This window comes from Syntrophothermus sp., from assembly GCF_013314835.1.
GTDB lineage: Bacteria > Bacillota > Syntrophomonadia > Syntrophomonadales > Syntrophothermaceae > Syntrophothermus > Syntrophothermus lipocalidus.
This window is the reverse complement of sequence record NZ_JABUEX010000020.1, coordinates 1-17,773: the sequence shown is the minus strand read 5'-3', so window position 1 is coordinate 17,773 and position 17,773 is coordinate 1. Positions and strand designations below refer to the sequence as shown.

Annotated in this window: 22 protein-coding genes; all 22 read left to right on the top strand. The window is 49.0% G+C overall.

Features of this window, described 5'->3' with window-relative positions; all coding sequences use genetic code 11:
- Nucleotides 1-87 precede the first annotated feature (87 nt).
- The gene (locus tag HPY90_RS07770; protein ID WP_287193233.1) at nucleotides 88-513 is read left to right on the top strand and encodes an AbrB/MazE/SpoVT family DNA-binding domain-containing protein; all 426 of its coding nucleotides are present in this window, start codon (nucleotides 88-90) and stop codon (nucleotides 511-513) included.
- The gene (locus tag HPY90_RS07765; RefSeq protein ID WP_287193231.1) at nucleotides 510-980 is read left to right on the top strand and encodes a PIN domain-containing protein; all 471 of its coding nucleotides are present in this window, start codon (nucleotides 510-512) and stop codon (nucleotides 978-980) included. The genes HPY90_RS07770 and HPY90_RS07765 overlap by 4 nt, the downstream gene beginning before the upstream one ends.
- Before the next feature lie 36 nt (nucleotides 981-1,016).
- Nucleotides 1,017-1,259, top strand: a complete 243-nt coding sequence (locus tag HPY90_RS16110; RefSeq protein ID WP_353733645.1) for a WGR domain-containing protein — start codon at nucleotides 1,017-1,019, stop codon at nucleotides 1,257-1,259.
- 134 nt (nucleotides 1,260-1,393) lie between these two features.
- Nucleotides 1,394-1,888 (top strand): helix-turn-helix domain-containing protein, encoded by a 495-nt coding sequence (locus HPY90_RS07760; protein WP_287193229.1) that lies wholly within the window; start codon nucleotides 1,394-1,396, stop codon nucleotides 1,886-1,888.
- 399 nt (nucleotides 1,889-2,287) lie between these two features.
- On the top strand, nucleotides 2,288-3,124 hold the full coding sequence (locus HPY90_RS07755; protein ID WP_287193227.1) for a ParA family protein: 837 nt from the start codon (nucleotides 2,288-2,290) through the stop codon (nucleotides 3,122-3,124).
- Between the two features lie 3 nt (nucleotides 3,125-3,127).
- Nucleotides 3,128-4,468 (top strand): hypothetical protein, encoded by a 1,341-nt coding sequence (locus HPY90_RS07750; protein WP_287193225.1) that lies wholly within the window; start codon nucleotides 3,128-3,130, stop codon nucleotides 4,466-4,468.
- A 308-nt stretch (nucleotides 4,469-4,776) separates the two neighbouring features.
- Nucleotides 4,777-5,739: a hypothetical protein gene (locus HPY90_RS07745; RefSeq protein WP_287193223.1), complete on the top strand. Its 963-nt coding sequence runs from the start codon at nucleotides 4,777-4,779 to the stop codon at nucleotides 5,737-5,739.
- Nucleotides 5,740-5,753: 14 nt separating this feature from the next.
- Nucleotides 5,754-5,987 carry a helix-turn-helix domain-containing protein gene (locus HPY90_RS07740; RefSeq protein WP_287193221.1) on the top strand — a complete coding sequence of 78 codons (234 nt, stop codon included), beginning with the start codon at nucleotides 5,754-5,756 and terminating at the stop codon, nucleotides 5,985-5,987.
- Between the two features lie 245 nt (nucleotides 5,988-6,232).
- Nucleotides 6,233-8,710, top strand: coding sequence for a phage/plasmid primase, P4 family (locus HPY90_RS07735; RefSeq protein WP_287193219.1), 2,478 nt, complete (start codon nucleotides 6,233-6,235; stop codon nucleotides 8,708-8,710).
- A gap of 60 nt (nucleotides 8,711-8,770) precedes the next feature.
- Nucleotides 8,771-9,112 carry a TubC N-terminal docking domain-related protein gene (locus tag HPY90_RS07730; protein WP_287193217.1) on the top strand — a complete coding sequence of 114 codons (342 nt, stop codon included), beginning with the start codon at nucleotides 8,771-8,773 and terminating at the stop codon, nucleotides 9,110-9,112.
- 138 nt (nucleotides 9,113-9,250) lie between these two features.
- Nucleotides 9,251-9,628 carry a hypothetical protein gene (locus tag HPY90_RS07725; protein WP_287193215.1) on the top strand — a complete coding sequence of 126 codons (378 nt, stop codon included), beginning with the start codon at nucleotides 9,251-9,253 and terminating at the stop codon, nucleotides 9,626-9,628.
- 452 nt (nucleotides 9,629-10,080) lie between these two features.
- Nucleotides 10,081-10,260, top strand: coding sequence for a hypothetical protein (locus tag HPY90_RS07720; RefSeq protein ID WP_287193213.1), 180 nt, complete (start codon nucleotides 10,081-10,083; stop codon nucleotides 10,258-10,260).
- A gap of 5 nt (nucleotides 10,261-10,265) precedes the next feature.
- Complete coding sequence (locus HPY90_RS07715; RefSeq protein WP_287193211.1) at nucleotides 10,266-11,087, top strand: hypothetical protein; 822 nt, start codon at nucleotides 10,266-10,268, stop codon at nucleotides 11,085-11,087.
- A 5-nt stretch (nucleotides 11,088-11,092) separates the two neighbouring features.
- On the top strand, nucleotides 11,093-11,332 hold the full coding sequence (locus HPY90_RS07710; RefSeq protein WP_287193208.1) for a hypothetical protein: 240 nt from the start codon (nucleotides 11,093-11,095) through the stop codon (nucleotides 11,330-11,332).
- Nucleotides 11,333-11,463: 131 nt separating this feature from the next.
- On the top strand, nucleotides 11,464-12,090 hold the full coding sequence (locus HPY90_RS07705) for a hypothetical protein (RefSeq protein ID WP_287193206.1): 627 nt from the start codon (nucleotides 11,464-11,466) through the stop codon (nucleotides 12,088-12,090).
- Between the two features lie 22 nt (nucleotides 12,091-12,112).
- Complete coding sequence (locus tag HPY90_RS07700; protein WP_287193203.1) at nucleotides 12,113-12,550, top strand: helix-turn-helix domain-containing protein; 438 nt, start codon at nucleotides 12,113-12,115, stop codon at nucleotides 12,548-12,550.
- An 837-nt stretch (nucleotides 12,551-13,387) separates the two neighbouring features.
- Complete coding sequence (locus tag HPY90_RS07695; RefSeq protein ID WP_287193200.1) at nucleotides 13,388-13,588, top strand: helix-turn-helix domain-containing protein; 201 nt, start codon at nucleotides 13,388-13,390, stop codon at nucleotides 13,586-13,588.
- 3 nt (nucleotides 13,589-13,591) lie between these two features.
- Nucleotides 13,592-13,768, top strand: a complete 177-nt coding sequence (locus HPY90_RS07690; RefSeq protein WP_287193197.1) for a hypothetical protein — start codon at nucleotides 13,592-13,594, stop codon at nucleotides 13,766-13,768.
- 44 nt (nucleotides 13,769-13,812) lie between these two features.
- Nucleotides 13,813-14,277, top strand: a complete 465-nt coding sequence (locus HPY90_RS07685) for a hypothetical protein (protein ID WP_287193194.1) — start codon at nucleotides 13,813-13,815, stop codon at nucleotides 14,275-14,277.
- A gap of 146 nt (nucleotides 14,278-14,423) precedes the next feature.
- A complete protein-coding gene (locus HPY90_RS07680; protein WP_287193191.1) occupies nucleotides 14,424-14,696 on the top strand; it encodes a hypothetical protein in 273 nt (90 codons plus the stop codon).
- 117 nt (nucleotides 14,697-14,813) lie between these two features.
- Nucleotides 14,814-16,469, top strand: coding sequence for an IS1634 family transposase (locus HPY90_RS07675; protein WP_287193188.1), 1,656 nt, complete (start codon nucleotides 14,814-14,816; stop codon nucleotides 16,467-16,469).
- 531 nt (nucleotides 16,470-17,000) lie between these two features.
- On the top strand, nucleotides 17,001-17,773 hold a 773-nt coding region (locus HPY90_RS07670; protein ID WP_287193185.1), incomplete at its 3' end, for a hypothetical protein.

The window sequence follows — 17,773 nt, the reverse complement described above, 5'->3', positions numbered from 1 at the left end:
CCTTCAATGCGAAATCTTGCGAAGGTCGCTATAAAGCCATATAATATGGGTAAAGGGTATTACGTAATACCAAAGGGGGTGTCTAACGTGGAACCCTTCGAGGAGAATACGACGACCATGAGCTCAAAAGGACAGGTAACGATCCCTCAATTCATCAGAGAGAAGTTGAGGTTGAGCCCAGGAGATAAGTTCGTTTGGGAACTACTCGATACTGGAGAAATGAGAGTCAGGAGATTGGATTCGCTTGAAGCTATGCGCTTGACGATTGGGGCTGAGTTCAAACGAAGGGGGATCACTCCCGAACAACTCGAAGCGCTTTTGGAAGAAACCCGTTCGAAGGTCTTCCCCCAATACCTCCAGGAGCGTTATAAAGCTGGAAAGGGAACCGAACAAAAAATGTTTGGGACTGGCGCCTTTCGGGAATACACGCGTAAAGAGATTCGTGATTTTCTGAAGGCAGACAAGATCGACCCCGAGATCGCCCGTAAAGCGGAGCAATTACTTGAGCCATGACTCAGAAATCAAGCCATGAAAAGCCCGGAATATTCCTAGATGCAAGCTGCTGGGTGGCGGCGGCTGGCTCTCCCACTGGAGGCTCAGCCCTCATTCTCAAATTAGCGCGACGCGGGTATTTACAGATTATGGCCACCAAAAGGATACTCCTTGAAGCAGAACGCAACATAAATAGCAAGATGGGCGAAGAAGCCTTGTTACACTATTATCAGGAGTTGGGAGCGACTGAAGTAGAGCTCATAGACCCTCCAACCGCAGAAGAGGAGGCTCGGTGGCGATATCTGGTTGCCGAAAAGGATTGTCATGTGCTGGCTGGGGCGTTCAAGGCTTATGCAGATGTACTAGTTAGTCTAGATAGGCGACATATACTGACGGAAAAGGTAGAAAGAGAATTTCCTATAACCGTCATGGATACCAATGATTTCTTGAAAGAGTTTATAGATAAATTGGAAATAAGTAAGAGTTAACCTGACCGGTGCTTGCCGATAATGGAGAGTTGAACTATGGAGGTCTATCTAGAGAATACAACACCTCCACATAATAAGTTCTACATACTCGCTGTTGAGCCAAGCTTATTCTACGTAACTCTCCGACGCCACTGGGGGAGAATCGGGAAAAAAGGCAGGGTGAAAGTTGATCTCTTCGATACTTGGGCGAATGCTGAGAAGACCTTTAGAAAACTATATCGTCGAAGAGTAAGGCATGGGTACAGACCGGTTCGAACAAATAGAACTTTCCTGTGCTAACTGGGCCTAACATCCTTACTTCAACTGCGTTAACGCAAAGGGAAATAGAGCCTGAAGGAAGGATGCCTTACCCTAACGAATACCTTCCAAGGTAATGCTCAACCATGGAAAACTAGGGGAGGCTGTGAGGCGGTATGTATAGTGAAGAATACTCCCTAAAAGACGCAGCTAAACTGGCAAATTGTTCGGTAAAGACTCTACGTAATCACATCAAGAATGGGAAGCTAGTTGCCAGGGTAAGGAAGGGTAAACATGGCGAAGAATACCGCATTTTACGTGCAGATTTGGAGATATACCTTGGAAGGACTATAGAAAAAGATTCCAGGGATTTGGCAAGGGTAGAAGGAATAACAGCGACAGTAGCGACTCAACAGGTGATCCAGCAAGCCGTATTTAATTCAATTCAGCCACTTACAGCTAAAGTGGATAGCCTTATAGCAACCTTGGAAAACATGGGAAAACGGTTGGAAGAGTTAGAGTCTTTACGATCGGAGCTTGCTGCGGCCAGGGAAGTTCAGGAGCGTATTGAACGGAACATAGAGGAACGAGATCGGAAGCTCACCGGAGCCCTACGAACCCTTGGGGAAAGAAAAGAGCGGCAGACGTGGTGGCGAAGAATATTTAGTTAGATTTGAGGTAGAGCCCGCAAGGCCCGGTTGGGAAGGACGGAATTAAATAGGGAAGATAGTTCTGATCAGCGCAGTTATCTGAGTGGTAGTAATATTGGCTTCGGCGATGGTTGAACCTGAGGCGTTCAAAAGTCTCATACCCATTCTTAGTGGAGGAGTGGCTGCTCATATAATTATTTTAGGGGTGCAAGCCAGGAAACATAAAGACTGATGATAATATCCAAGCTCTTGACATACTCAAAATGTAATGCCCTAGGTATGCAGCCTAGGGATTTTTGCTTTTATCTACTGGAGAATTACATGAAATTCCTTCCTGGAAAAAGGAAATACTTAAACCATGACGAATATATTTGATGATTTGGCGAATAGGTCTTTGATACGGTCTGTGGAGGTGATAAAATGCCAGCCAAGATTATTTCTATTATCAATATAAAAGGGGGGGTTGGGAAATCTACAATTGCTATGAACCTAGCCCATGCTATACGCCGGATGGATAGAAATGTCCTGTTAATTGATGTCGATATGCAATCTAATCTTACTGATATGGCTATCAAAGACGTTGAGAAAATTACGGCCACAGTCTATGACGTCATTATGGACGAAGAACGGACAATCAGCCAAACTATTTATGAGTCTGTGATACCGGGAGTTGATATTGTCCCAAGTGACCTGCGTTTAATAGCAGTTCAAAGGGAAATAGACCCTATTAGGAACCCTGATTCCCTTGTTATATTGCGGAATAAGATCGATCAGGAAGCCCGCCAGAAATATGACTATATAATCATAGATTGCCGTCCGGATGTCGATCTTCTAACCGTTAATGCGCTTATGGCCAGCCATTATTACATGATCCCTGTATTCCCAGATCGCCATTCGGTAAAAGGTATCAAACTAACGGATACGTACTTGCGAAACATACTTAAATCTAACCGTGATCTTAAAGAGTTAGGTATTGTTATCAATAACTTCGATACGCGTACTACCCTTTCAAAGCTTATGTATAGTAAGCTTTCCGAATTATTCGGACAACGCTTAATGAAAACGGTAATAAAGGTCAATCAAGGCATCGCTACAGCAGCGGCCCGGCGCCAATCTGTATTCCAGTTTGACCTACGTCAAAGCGGGTGCCATAGCTTTAGAAAGCTGGCAAGTGAGGTGCTAGAACGAGTGGGTGATATAGTAATCAGTGAAGCCGACGTAAATGAAGATGAAGAAGTTGAGACGGCGGTGAGCTAACCGATGGCTAAAAAGCTTACAATTGGAGACGTAGACGCCATATTCAGCCAGACATTTGGGAATATAACCACACTCCATGTGCCACCTACAGATATATCTAGAACAGACATATCAGAAAAGGACATGTCAAAATCTGATATATCTAAAAAAGACATATCCTATAATGACATGTCTAAAAGTGACATGTCTAAAACCGATACGGTCAATGGGCATCCCAAGCTCACTAGGTTAGCTTCAAGGAACAAAAAAATAAAACCAGTGGACCCTGATAAGGATTTTATACCAATTAATTCCATGTTTTACAAGATAGATAATGAGATCGATGACATTTTGATTCCCACCCTTGAAAACGCTACGGCTCAATCTCTTTACCGACTTATCTATCGACATAGCTATGGCTGGGGAAAACCTGTCTGTGATTCATTAGATGTTCCAGATATGTGCCGACTTTTAGGTGGCATATCACGCACTACCTTTAACCGTGCACTAGACTTACTAATTTCTAGGGGTTATGTAAGTATCACGAAAGAAGCGACTAATAAATCCCCTAGACATTACCGTGTATACCTGCCCTGTCAAATACCAGGGCTAAAGGAGAAAAGCGCGAGAAATAGCATACTCACCTCTGATATGCCTAAAATAGACATGTCCAAATCTGACATGTCACATATTAACGTGACGGAATCTGACATATTGAAAAATAACCCTCCAACATGCCCGAATCTGACATATCAATACATCAAAACTGACATGTCAGATTCGAACCCTATAGAAGAAACTGCGGCACCTAGCAGGGAAAATATTGTTTACATAACACCAAAAAGGCCTCCTAAAGACAATATTAAAGACATATATAAAAACAACAACAAGGAAAGGTTGTTGTTGTTCTTTTCCAATACCCCTTTCGAACCGGTAACCCCCGAAGCCCTCGACTGGCTATCGCAATATGATTATGACACGGTAACTCAATATGCTCAGGAGGTATTAGCTTGGCCAGGTACCAAAAACCCGATGGCGCTATTGCGCGCAGCACTTACAAATAGCTATAAATTTCCGAAGAGCGGACGCGATCTCGCCCAAGATAGCGAAATCAAAGCCATTATCGAGCAGCAGGCAAAGCAGGCCGAGGCGGAAGAGCAGGCCTTCAAGGAGTTTAAGAATAGTCTATCGGATGAGGAAAGAGAGAAGATCGCTACGCGAGCTCGCGAAAGTCTACAGAGTGATCCGTTTTATAGGGTCATTCAAAGCGAAGAAATTAAAGCCAAGTACCTAGATGGCAAAATCGAAGCTGAACTGCGCAAGAAATTTGAGGAAAGAAGGGCTTGTATCAATCCAGTTAGCTAAGGGGGATTTGCGGCAGAAGATAAGTCTGCACCAGGATGTAAGTTGAGGCCTTACGCGCGGAGATTGCGGTAACCCGGGAGGCACAGTAACGAATCGAAAGAAGCATAGAGGAGCGAGACCGAAAGCTGACGGAGGCCCTGCGGACTCTCACAGAGAAAAGGGAACGGCGGGGATGGTGGAGAAAATTATTCCAGCGATAGCAAAAGAAGTATTGACAACATCGACCTTATGTTTTATACTAAAAGCGGTTAACGAGACTATTTTTAGTACAACGTGGTGTACTATGCCCTTTATTGGGGGGATTTCTCTTGCAGGGAGCTGAAGCGGAGGCGAAATGGGCATTCTGGGATTCAGTACATAAAGGCAAGCAGTTATCAAAGCGACACTGCAAACCCCACAGAAGGGCGGTATACAGAATCATGAGCCCGGACGAAGTGATTCGAAAAGTAGCGGAGCTGGGAGGCCCTACGGTAAGCAGAGCCACCCTGACAAACTGGGAAAGGTGGGGGCTCCTCCCCCAGGCCCGGCGTGGTAGCTATGGACGCGGGAAAGGTAGGTGGACCGATTATCCAGACGGAGCAGAATTTGAAGCATATGCGAATGGAGTCTTTTTTAGGGACGGCGTCCCAGTAGACCCTGGATCAGGATATACAATTAAACAACCATCGCGTAGACTGGCGCAATCGGCAAGACGGATCGGCTTAGCATTACTCAAAGGCCCTATTTGCACGGGGGACTTTAAGGATGACCGGCTGAAATCTGTATGGGAAGCAGAAAACCGATTACTACAGATTGCTATTGAAGAACGCAACAGATTGCTAAAGATAATTGCGGAGGACATTGCCCCCCGGGACTTTTTAACACGTATCGGGGCACTAAACAGCATGGTTGAAACCATGAGCGCGCGGGTTAAGACATTAGAACGTGAGCTTCCTCGGATGCTAGGGTTGGATAAAAACGATAAAAGACTGAAAAAAGGACGGGAAGTAGCAAAAAAAAGTTCCAAAGAGCAAGAGAGTTTAATTGAAACATACCAATGGGTACTCTGGTTTTATGAAGTACATCGTGAAGCGTTATCCCTTATGCATGGATTGCGCTGGGCATCTAGCTATCTACACGCAAAATACCAAGAAAAGCTGGCTATAAGCCCGTATGCGGAGGTCTGGGTGGAACAGTCAGGCGAACACAGAGATATTTATATCGGATTGGTACCCGTTATAAAGCCGATGGCTTTGGAAGCCATGAAAAGCTTAGTTATTCCTATTTGTTAACGGAGGTGGTCAACATGGTGAACCCAATAGTTACGATTCGTGAAGAGCTGGGTTTTGACCGGCGAAAGTTTGCCCTGGCCCTGGGTGTGAGTTATGCCACACTCCAGGCCCACGAGAACGGCTTAGTGCGAGTGGTGCAGCCGGCTGTCAAACGAGGTTTGGCGGCTCTGGGTGTAGATTCTGACCTAATAGAACAGGATTACACAAGATGGCGGGAAGAGCAAGGTAGACAGATACGCGAAGCATAAAGAACCCGGCACAAAAGTGACCGGGTTTTCTTATGCCCGAAATGGCAGAAAACCGCGACCAGCACAGCGAATGTTCTCCATAAACGGTGAGAACCGCCCGAGGTTGGTGGCCCGGCGGTTCCCTTGCATGATGTGCGCAGAGTCTTACTGCGCTATAGGCTTTACCTGTATTATACCACAGGCAAAAAAATTCCTGCAGGGAATCTCTGGGAAAGGAGAGATTTTAGAAACCGAGGTGAAACCGGATGGCCGTAGAACTGACGACCGCAACCAAGGCCCAGGACGATGCCAAAGCATTCTACAAAGCCCTTTATGGGGGGGGCCGTGGATTCGTGAGCCTATGCACTAAAGAGCCGAACGGAGGCCTCCAGGTGCAGGGTTTTTATCATGTGAGTAAGCTGGACGAGCTATTGACGAAGGCCTTCACATACTCCGGGAAGGCGCATGTCTACCATGGACTACATCCTTTGCGAAAGAAGCCCGAAACAGGCCGAGGCCGGAAAGAGGACATTATGGGTGCGGCATTCCTGGCGGCTGACGTGGACGCAAAAGACTTCATTCCGGATTCCGAAGGCCGGAAGAAGGCTAAAGCCGAGAAAGACAACTATCGCTGGGCCCCGGACCTTCTGCAAGAGTGCAAGCGGAAGGCCTTCGAGCGAATCCAGACCCTACCCTTTGAACCCACGGCCATAATAGACAGCGGACACGGATACTACCCTTTCTATGTCCTGCGGGAATTCTGGTTGTTTGAAAGGCCGGAGGAACTAGAGAGATTCGAGGAACTATCACAAAGATTACATAAACCCCTGGGCGGCGATTCGACCTATGACGTTACCCGGGTACTCCGGCTAGCTGGAACTTTAAATATAAAGCCCGGCTGCCCTATGCCCTGTAAAGTGGTGGAATTCAACCCGGATATAAGGTATAACCCAAGCGACCTTGACGACTTTTTACCGGCCACAGAAACAGGAAAAATCATTACGGTGAGTTTCGGAAAGACCGTTACTGTAGACCTTGACGCATTGAGGTTACCCGAAGAGATACGGAAAAGTATCGAAACCGGAGACGTAGGCAAATACCCGTCGAGAAGCGAACGAGACATGGCTATAACGCATTATCTTGTAAAGGCCGGGCTGTCGGATGACCAGATTTGGTATATATTCAAAACTCAGGCCTGCGGCGATAAATTCCGTGAGAAAGGCCGGAGTGGAGACGACTATCTAGCCCTTACAATCAGCAAGGCTAGGGCGTCTAAGACACAGGAGACGGCTAGCAGGCCGGGAGAAGAGGAAATTCACGAAACAGATCTAGGGAACGCAAGGCGCCTTGTGAAACTGCACGGTCGGGACCTCAGATATTGTCACCCATGGGGAAAGTGGTTCGTGTGGAACGGCCAGAGATGGAGCAAAGATGCGACAGCCGAAGTAGTCCGGCGAGCCAAGGACGTTGTGAGGGAACTCTATGCGGAGGCCTCCAGAGAACCGGATGAAGACCGTAGAAAAGCCTTAGCGAAACATGCCCTTAGATCAGAGAGTGAAAACCGTATTGCGGCCATGATTTCCCTTGCCGAGAGTGAACCGGGTATTCCGGTATTACCAGATGACCTAGATCGCGACCCGTGGCAATTAAACTGCTTAAACGGAACCCTTAACCTGCGGACCGGGGAACTAAGGCCTCACAAGAGAGAGTATCTTATAACACGAATAATCCCTGTGCGGTATGACCCGGACGCGACCTGCCCACAATGGGAGGCCTTTTTGAATCGCATTATGGACGGGCGACAGGAGCTAATAGATTTCTTGCAAAGGGCGGCTGGCTATTCTCTAACAGGGATTACAGACGAGCGGTGTTTATTCATTCTATGGGGGAGCGGCAAAAACGGCAAATCTAGCTTCCTTGGAGCTATGGCCCTTTTACTTGGCGACTATGCTACGAGAACTCCTACGGAGACCTTGCTAACAAAAAAGGGTGATGTTATCCCGAACGACATAGCCCGACTGAAGGGCACACGATTCGTCTATGCTTCTGAGGCTGAAGAAGGCCGGCGATTAGCTGAAGCGCAAATAAAAGACTTGACGGGCGGCGATAAGGTATCAGCCCGGTTTATGCACGCTGAATGGTTTGATTTTACCCCGGAATTCAAGTTGTGGCTAGGCACAAATCATAAGCCTGTGATTCGTGGGACGGATAATGCCATATGGGACCGTATCAGACTTATTCCGTTTACAGTAAGAATTCCCGACAGCGAACAAATCCCAAAGCGGGAGCTTATGGCCCGTTTCAAGGCCGAATTACCCGGTATCCTCTCCTGGGCGGTGAAAGGGTGTCTGGAATGGCAAAAGCAAGGGCTAGGAATGCCAGAGGAAGTAAAAACCGCAACCGAAGGATACCGGGCTGAAATGGATATTCTAGCAGATTTCCTGGCTGACTGCTGCATTATAGACAAGAAAGCCAAAACAAAAGCGGCTGACCTTTACCAGGCCTATTGTAAATGGTGTGAGGAAAATGGAGAACAGGCGATAGCTAAAAGGACATTCGGGATACGACTAAAGGAACGTGGATTCGAGAGTAGAAGGGGCACAGGTGGCCCTAACTGGTGGCATGGTATTGGGCTAGTGAAGCAAGTGAAGTATAGTGAACCAATTTCCAGGTTATTACGCGAGGACCCCAATACAAGCGAAAACGGAAAAACTACTTCACTATACTTCACTTACTTCACTTGAAGGAGACAGTCCTGACCCGGAGGCCTCCGAAGATGACCTTCCCGAGGAGGTTTTCTAGTTATGAGGCCTGCGGAGTTACTTGCTAAACTCTATGAGGCCGGGTGCCGGGTTGTGGTTGATGGCAATACCCTTCGGGTGAGAGGCCTTCTGGATGACAAGCTAAGGAGTGAGATTCGAGAAAATAAAAGCGAGATATTGAGGCTACTTGGAGGCCCTGGCGGTAGTGCTGGGGTTTCATCATGTACCAGGGCGGCTGCGGACCGAAACAGCGAAACTGAATCAGAAGATACAATCCGACTCAAAACAGAAGCAAAACAGGAGCAGGCCTGCGAGCCGGAGCGAACCGAATTGGAGCCCAAAAAGCGGGGGGGCCGGTGCAAGATTCTCCTAAAGGCCGGGTGATATTTGTTGGCCCTCCCCCCGTGATCTTGGGTCCTAATGATGAGAATCCGCTAGATTACCGATGGGATTGTAAGGCAGGCCAATGGGTTTATGATCGTGACTGGTGGCGCAGCATTCCAAGGAAAGGAGGCAAGCACGATGAGCATGCCACGGCATGAGCGCGAGACTGCTGCACGGGTGGCGGCGCAGATGTCAACCCCCATATCCAGAGAGACATTACGTAAGATGATTCGGCTTAACGCTGAATTCAAGAGGGGAAACCCCGAAGCGGCAAGGCTCATAGGGTTATTGGATAGCAAAGAGATCAGTGTAGACACGGCTTACCGCAGGCTATTCAAGGCGGATGATGATACTGTGGGGCTTTATGTGCGTATACCACGTGGGTATCGTGATACTTTAGTGGCGTTGTCAAGGGAGCGGGGCATGATGGCAAGCGAGATCGTGAGGCAGGCATTGCGGGATTATTTTACCCAAATATTTGGGGAAGGTGAGCGCGATGGACAAGCGCAAGCTTGAGCAGCCAAAACTGATTCCATTCCAGTGTCCAACATGCCACAAGTTGGTAGTCTGGACTTTGAGTGGTGCAAAGTGTTTCTGTCCGGGTGCCGAGTATGGTTTGGAGCGGAAGAGGTGAAAGCGCGTGCCACAAAGATTAAGAAAGCCTTGTAGCTATCCTGCCTGCCCAAAGTTTTGCCCGGTGGAAAGACGAACAACAGGCCGGCTAACACGAACAGGCGAACAGTACCGGCGAAGGGAAACAAGGGAAACAACGAGGCCGGGAAGTGTAACAAGGGTAACACTTGCCGGAGGAAGCTTAACAACCTTAACATTTGGCGAATGAGCTTAACAAGGTTAACAGCGAACCTTGACAAGCGTGACAATAGCGAAAGAAAACGTGACAGCGTGACGGCCGGTAATGAGACATTTGAGACATGGTGAAACAGTGAAACACCTGGGCGGGTGATGATATGCGCAAGGGCAAAGTGAAGCAGCCAAAGCTGGTGCCTTTTCGGTGTAGCAAATGCGGCCGGCTGATAGTCTGGACACTTCCCAGGGCGCGGGCGTGGTGTACGGAATGCAAGAGGTGGGTAGAGGCCGGAGAAGCGGAGGCGCTAAAGGATAAGGCGGCAGGAGACAGCAGGAGGTAAGAGCTATGGCTTTGCACAAGAGGACCCTTGACTTAATTGACGCGGCAAGGGATGTATTAGCGGAATACCACCCCATGACCCTGCGGCAGGTATATTATCAGTTGGTTTCTAGACATGTCATAGAAAATACCCGAAGCGAGTATCAGCGGCTATCTAATGCGCTGGTGAAGGCCCGGCAGGAGGGATGGATACCGTGGGAATGGGTGGAGGACCGGACTAGACGGCCCCGGGACGTGAGCATGTGGAGCGGGCTGGATGATTTCATAGATACCGTTAGACGGGCTTACCGAAGAGATGTCTGGGAGACGCAGGAGCGCTATGTGGTTGTGTGGCTGGAGAAGGACGCATTAAGCGGGGTGTTTGAAGAGATCACCCTTGAATATGGGGTAACTTTGCTTGTAGGCCGGGGTTATAATTCCTGGAGCATTAGAAAAGAGCTGGCGGAACGGTTTATATCTCTAGGTAAGCCGGCTGTTGTTCTCTATTTCGGCGACTTCGACCCCAGCGGGGAGGACATATGCCGCGACTTACGGGAGAGCTTCTCGTTTTTTGGGATTTATCCCAGAGTGGAGAAGGTGGCCCTCACAAGGGAGGACGTGATTCGCTATAAGTTACCCCCCGACTTTGCGAAGAAGACTGATTCCAGGGCGAAGAAATTCATCGAGCGGTACGGTGATATGGCCGTAGAATTGGACGCATTACCTATGCCGGCGCTGCAGGATAAGATACGGAAGAGCATCGAGGCTCATATGGACTTAGAAGCCCTTGGCGCAGTTTTTACTATAGAGCGTGAAGAGCGCGAACAATTGAAGATGCTGTTAGCGTAGGGGGAATGAACATGGCCAAGTATTGGGAGAATGAAAAGCCCATCGAGGTGAGGAGCGGGAAGAATAGTCTCAGGTGGTATCTGAAGGCCGGGAAGTTGCAAATATCCCGGCCAGAGTGGACGGACAAAGAGGGTAGCACTCACCCAGTCAAGACGGTAATCCTGGACGTGGAGGCCCTGGGCGAAAGCGAGGACCGGGAGAAGGCCCGGAAGATATTCGCAGAGATCGTGGAGGAGCTAGGATAGGTATACACATATTGCGATTCGGTTGCAATGGTGAATTCCAAGTGCGCCAAGGGGTTGAGGCTACAAAAGGGGGGCAAACGGGTAAGGTTGCCTAATGATTTCGGGAAAATTTGGGGAGGTGTTCGGCTGCAGTGGGTGGCCGTGGATCAGGGAACTGGTATAGGCTGAGTAAGAAGGATACTGTAGAGGGATGCCGGAGCCTTGACGTAAATCGCTGGCACAGAGAAGGCCTTCTCCGGCCTGGACAATGGTTTGGGTGGGCGTGGAAGCGGGATGACGGGAAAGAAGAGGCGAGTATCGGGGTTACCGTCCTCCCTGATGCGATAGAGCTATCCTACACCATGAGGCCTGGGATGGAGGACGCGGAGAAGGTGCGCTATATCGTGCCTATCACCTGGACTGAATGTAATTATGGAGGACGGAGGCCCTGGTTTGTGTGTCCAGGGAGTGGTTGTGGCCGGCGGGTAGGGAAGCTGTATCTAGGGGGCAAGTATTTCCTATGTCGGCATTGTTACGACCTGGTTTATGAAAGCCAGAGAGAGAACCGGGCTTACAGATTGATGCGCAAGGCGCAGAAGATACAGGAGCGGTTAGGCGGGAGGACAGGGCTGATGTATTCCTTCCCTGATAAGCCAAAGTGGATGCACTGGGACACCTACAACAGGTTGAAGTGGGAAGGGCTCAGGGCGAAGAATGAAGCCCTGATGGCCGCGTTGGAGACATTCGGCCAGATAAAGAAGGCATTGGAACGCACATAATTTAATGGGAGGGGTTAAGAAAATGGCGAAAGTGGACAAAAGCCGACAGTTGACTATCGAACAAGAAAACGCGATTGACCTGCTGCTGCAAGGGAAAAGTGATAGGGAGGTTGCCGAGGCTGTAGGAGTGAGCCGTCAAACCGTGACGGAGTGGCGGAATAGGGATGCCCTGTTTGTGGCGGAACTAAACCGCAGGCGGCAGGAAGTATGGGGTGGGCAGACCGAACGATTACGCCAGTTAGTGGCCCAAGCAGTGAACGTCCTGGAGGAAGACTTGCAACAAAACCAGGACCGCAAGTTGCGCCAGGCAGCGGCGGTGCATATCCTGCGGGCGGTAGGCCTGTATGGGGTTAACCTGGCTCCCAAGGGTGCGACTGACCCGGAGGACATAGAAGCTGAATGGGCGAGCACTAAGGCCTTAGCAGAATCCTTAAAGGAACTATCCCGGTTAACGGCATAATTATCCAAAAGTATACCGAAAGTTGCAGGAACTTGTTTTTACTTGGGATTATGAGGGTGTAAACTTTGGGAAGTTTCCAGCGGAGGCCTGGAAAGTTTGCAAGTGTTACATAGCGTTACAGCGAAGGGGGATAGGCCCATAAAATCTCCAGGAGTTTCAGGCCTGGGGTCGGGCGGGCAGCAGCGTGTATGCTATCGCGAATTTCGCTAGGGGGGGGTAATGCCTGGTGCTAATACAGGACTAACACAGTATTAGTCCGGTGTTATTAACAATGCTAACGATGAGACTAACATTAGCAGGCGATATTCGGGAGGCCTCCAGGCCCCCACAGGAGGCCCGCAGAGCCGTCGAATCGGCCGGGTAGGCAAACTATTACCCGGCCATTTTCATTGGCCCCGTAGGGCAAAATAGAGGCCCTGCGTGGCCGTGGTGCTGATCTTGTGGTCTAACAAAGAGACTAACAAAGAAGCTAACAAGAGTTTTCCACGTGGAAAACGCCCGGAGAAAAACGCCAAAGGGTGTAAACAATGTTTACGGGGATGCCATCAGAGCACTATGCAAGACGAAACTCAAAAAGTGGTGGCTGCTACCCATTTTTGAGGCATTTTTAAGGCCAAAGTGGAGGGAAAATGTCGGGTTCTCCGATAATCTTCCCCCACCTATACACCACCTGAAATGCATCTTAGCGTGGCCTAGAATGCTTCTCTCGCAAGGGGTTCAGGACTGCCAACAAAAGGAAGTAAACATAATGCCTATTATGCGACATTGTGACAGGCCGAATATTTGCTTGACATGCTGTCCCGTTCTATGCTAGAATCCGAATGGGAGGTGTTGCGAGTGTCAGAAGATGTCTACGAGGTGAAGGACGTTGCGCGGATTCTAAAGATACACCCCCGAAGTGTCTACCGGCTGATTGAAGAGCAGGGGCTCCCGGCCGTGAACCTGGGGGTTGGCCGGCGGCCGCGATACCGCATCCGAAAGGAAGACCTCGAGATGTGGTTGGCTGCCAAGGCACAAAGGGAAGGGAAGGAGGCCTGAGCTGTGGCGGAACTGCGTTTGAAAGACGCACAGGCCGACTGTGATGAAAAGTTGAGGAGTTTTATCGAGCGGTACTGCGAGGGCCGGCAATACGATAGCTGCGTAAATAATTCATGCCCGTTCTCAAGCGCGTTTGGCTGCCGGCATCCCGAGCACCCGAAGAACCAAGGGGGAAGGTAGGCAAATTATTCGGCAGGGTGAAGGGCTAAAGGAGCGTGTCTTGCGTGGAACTCAAGGGCATTATCCAGTCGGCCCTTTCGAAATGTAAAGTCGATCATGATGACTTGGAGTTTATGAGTCAGGCTATTGAAGAACGGATTCTGGCAAACTACATTCTCACGCCAAAGGAGAACCTAGACCTGTCAGAAAAATTGGACAGACTGCAGGAAGCCATATTAAAGGGTGAAGCCCCGAAGCAGGAGCTTGCAGCGGCCATAAATGAAGCAGATGAATCCCGTTATTTTGAGCACCTCACCTTTGAGAATGCCGAGGCATGGGAACGGCTACGAAGGAAGGCACATTATCTCCAGGAGCTTCTACATAAGCTGAAGCATCGGCGAGCTACAAGACGGTTGCAGGATGAACTACAGAAGATGATTTCCCCTGAAGCGTGGGAGGTGTACCTGAAAATCGAGGAAGAGACTAATTGGGAGATATGGAGACTACAACAAGAGGGTGCCACCCGCTAAGATAGACACCCTCTAGCAGGGACAAAAGCCAAAAATCAAACCCTTGCCCTGCCGATTTTATTATAACTCCATAGATTAACTACTACAACCCGACAATAGGTAATTTTTGGCCGCCCAGAAGGCCCGTAGAGGGGAGAGATAGCCAGATGAAATGGTTAGCGTTTATTATCACATTGATTATCCTTGGCCCTATTATGATACTCAGCGGGCTAAAAGTGGTTTTCACCTTTATTGACTTCTATCTGCTCCCTGGATGGGGCGAGGGCGGGATAATAGATACATTACTTGTAGGCCCGGATGCTCCCCGGGGAACAGTCCTTACTTTTTTACATTACGCGGCTGGAATGATCCCGCTTCTCATCCTGAGTTTATCAGTTGGACCCGCTTTGGGCCAGTTTCGGAGTCAAGAAATGGCTTAATATCGGCATTTCTAACCGCACTACCGAAGAAAATCTCAAAAAGTGTAGTGGCAAAATATTTGGCAAGATATATTGCCAAGTGTTGAATATCCGTCCTAATAGTGGTATAATACAGCTATGTTCCTGAAGATTACACGCTCAAACAACTATCAATATGTGCAGTTGATCAGGTCATACCGGGAAAATGGCGTCGTAAAGCACGAGGTTGTCCTCAACCTGGGTAGGCTGGACACAATCGAAAACAATCCCAGTTTCCAACGCCTTGCCCTGCGTCTACAGGAGCTATCAAGGGCTAACCCAAAGCAAATACCCGACCTGAATAAGGCGTCAGAGGCTGAAATCCTCAACTGGGGTTACATCGCATATCAAAAACTATGGAAGGAGTTTAGTCTACACGAATTCTTACCATCCCTTACAGCTAGCACGAAGGTACAGTTCAGTCTGGCTGATGCCTGTTTCCTGATGACCATACAGCACCTGTTGAGCCCCATGAGCAAACTTGGCACTTTCAAGCACCAGCAGCGTTATGTGAACATGCCAGAGGTATCCCTTAATCACCTCTACCGCTCTCTGGATATCCTCTGCGATCACAAGGAACGGCTGGAACAAATGATTTTCCACAAGAACCGCACCATATTCAACATGCAGGTAGACGTGATCTTCTATGATGTCACAACCTTTTCCTTCGAAAGTGTGAAGGCTGATACCCTTAGGGATTTTGGTTTCAGCAAGAACGGTAAGTTCAATGAAGTACAGGTGGTCATGGGACTTTTGCTTGACTGCGAAGGTAGACCTATTGGTTATGAATTGTTTCCAGGCAACACCTTTGATAGTAGTACCCTGGAGGCCGCTCTCGAGAAATTGAAAGAGAGGTTCGGTATCCGCAGGGTGATCATCGTCGCTGATCGGGGGATCAACAGCAAGATAAACCTGAAGCGGATCGCTGATCAAGGTTACAGTTACATCTTCGCCTCTAGGTTAAAGAGCATGAAAAGAAGTGTTCAAGAGGAAGTCTTCTCCGACGGCTACCAGGAGATAGCCCTCCCGGGGATGGATTCAGAAGAAAAGATCCTCTACAAGGTGATCGACTACGTCAATAGGGTGAAGGATGAGGAAGGAAAGATTTACGAGCTAAAAGAGAACCTGGTCATCACCTATTCCCCAAGGAGGGCTCGAAAGGATCGGGCCGACCGGGAAAGGCTGATTGAAAAGGCCAAGTCTCTCCTGGAGAACAAGTCAAGGATCAAAGCCAGCAACAAGCGAGGTGGGAAGAAGTATCTCAAGGAAGCAGAGCCGGGGTGTGTCGACTGGGTTTTAGATGAGGAGCGGATTAGAAAAGATGAGAGATTCGACGGGTATTACGGTATCCAGACCAATGAAAAGAACATGAGTGCGAAGGGTGTGCTGGCAGCATACCATGACCTATGGAAAATTGAAGAGTCTTTCCGGATTATGAAGTCGACTCTGGAAGTGCAGCCGGTCTTCCATTGGACTGAGCGACGCATCAAGGGTCACTTTGTGGTTTGCTTCTTGGCCTTTCTGCTTGCCCGTACCCTGGAGTTCAAGCTCCGGAAGGCTGAGGTGGAGGCTTCGGCAGATGCAATTAGGGAAGCCATGAACTCCATGAATTTTGCCAAGGTGGAGATTGACGAAAGGGATTATCTTATCAAAACGAGAGGGACTGATCTGAGCAACAAGATATTGCGATTGCTACGCATCAAGCCACCGCCCAATGTTCTGCCTGCCGATGAATTCCAGGACCTAGAGTTGTAGTGGCAAAATGTACAGTTTCAAAAAGAACTCTTCAGGTTTGATGCGGGTTTGGGCAGAGTTAACTGATAAACTCAGGATACATTACTTGTAGGCCCGGATGCTCCCCGGGGAACAGTCCTTACTTTTTTACATTACGCGGCTGGAATGATCCCGCTTCTCATTTGTTGGAACATCCTTCGTGTGCTTTGGAGGAGAGCCAGACGTAAACCGTAGGCCTCACCAACTATTAGGTTCGCGATCTCAAGTCTAAAAAAGCCTCCAGGAGCGCGTAGGAGGCCCGTAGAGGCGCCGAAATGGCCGGGTAAGTATCAAAACTATTACCCGGCCTTGTTGTGGCCTTGTAGGGCAAAGATGTGGGTAGAGGGCCATAAAACAGAGGCAAAACGGGTTTCTATCTCTTTGCGAGGGAGAGGCCTCTGCAATGTAGAATTACTAGATAAAAAGGATGCAGGCTTTGGGTAACAGGGTATGAACCGAGGCGAGGGGAATCACTTAGCATAATGAGGTCTAGGCATAATGAGGGGGATACTGATGGCGATTGTAGGTCTTTTCCATTCCAAGATTCTGAGTGAGGCAATGGCAAGGTTCTGCTTTCCTCCTGATATGGACGACAAGCAAGCCATTATCGCCAAGTGGATTGCTTCCTTGGAACATGGAACGCTGGATGAGGTTAGTGAGGTATCTTTGCACGGGGATTTCCTCAAGGATATTTTCGGGCAGGTCCTCGGCTATAGTGGCCCGGTAGAAGGCGTAACGGAGTGGACGCTCCAAGCAGAGAGACATACTGTGTCAGGTGGCGGGAGTGCCGATGGTGCCATTGGATTCTTTCAGGGGAAGAACAAGGGGCGCATCGTTGCCCCTATCGAGCTAAAAGGGGCACGAGTCGACTTGGACCGCAATATGCCGGGGCGGGGATATACCCCAGTACAGCAAGGCTGGTGGTATGCCAGCGAAGCGGGATGTAACTGGGTGATTGTCTCCAACTATCGGGAGACAAGATTATATAATCGCTACAAGACACCAGCCCACTACGAATCCATTAATCTTGCCGATCTGGCTGACCCCGCCGTCTTCCGTCGATTCTATTTCCTGCTCTGCAAAGAGAACTTCCTGGCAGAGACAGCCCCTTCCGTGGTTGAACAACTTTTGGTGCAGAGTGATGCCACCGAGTTGGACATAACGAACCGCCTATACCTTGAGTATAAGGAAATGCGTCTGTGCCTCTTGGAGTACCTGCGTTCAGTCAATCCAGGTGTGAGTATATCGTTGCTCATTAGCAAGGCACAGAAGATTCTGGACCGTAT

Coding starts and splice junctions, on each gene's coding strand:
- HPY90_RS07765 (WP_287193231.1), top strand. CDS start 510: ATGACTCAGAAATCAAGCCATGAAAAGCCCGGAATATTCCTAGATGCA.
- HPY90_RS16110 (WP_353733645.1), top strand. CDS start 1,017: ATGGAGGTCTATCTAGAGAATACAACACCTCCACATAATAAGTTCTAC.
- HPY90_RS07760 (WP_287193229.1), top strand. CDS start 1,394: ATGTATAGTGAAGAATACTCCCTAAAAGACGCAGCTAAACTGGCAAAT.
- HPY90_RS07755 (WP_287193227.1), top strand. CDS start 2,288: ATGCCAGCCAAGATTATTTCTATTATCAATATAAAAGGGGGGGTTGGG.
- HPY90_RS07750 (WP_287193225.1), top strand. CDS start 3,128: ATGGCTAAAAAGCTTACAATTGGAGACGTAGACGCCATATTCAGCCAG.
- HPY90_RS07740 (WP_287193221.1), top strand. CDS start 5,754: ATGGTGAACCCAATAGTTACGATTCGTGAAGAGCTGGGTTTTGACCGG.
- HPY90_RS07735 (WP_287193219.1), top strand. CDS start 6,233: ATGGCCGTAGAACTGACGACCGCAACCAAGGCCCAGGACGATGCCAAA.
- HPY90_RS07730 (WP_287193217.1), top strand. CDS start 8,771: ATGAGGCCTGCGGAGTTACTTGCTAAACTCTATGAGGCCGGGTGCCGG.
- HPY90_RS07725 (WP_287193215.1), top strand. CDS start 9,251: ATGAGCATGCCACGGCATGAGCGCGAGACTGCTGCACGGGTGGCGGCG.
- HPY90_RS07720 (WP_287193213.1), top strand. CDS start 10,081: ATGCGCAAGGGCAAAGTGAAGCAGCCAAAGCTGGTGCCTTTTCGGTGT.
- HPY90_RS07715 (WP_287193211.1), top strand. CDS start 10,266: ATGGCTTTGCACAAGAGGACCCTTGACTTAATTGACGCGGCAAGGGAT.
- HPY90_RS07710 (WP_287193208.1), top strand. CDS start 11,093: ATGAACATGGCCAAGTATTGGGAGAATGAAAAGCCCATCGAGGTGAGG.
- HPY90_RS07700 (WP_287193203.1), top strand. CDS start 12,113: ATGGCGAAAGTGGACAAAAGCCGACAGTTGACTATCGAACAAGAAAAC.
- HPY90_RS07680 (WP_287193191.1), top strand. CDS start 14,424: ATGAAATGGTTAGCGTTTATTATCACATTGATTATCCTTGGCCCTATT.
- HPY90_RS07675 (WP_287193188.1), top strand. CDS start 14,814: ATGTTCCTGAAGATTACACGCTCAAACAACTATCAATATGTGCAGTTG.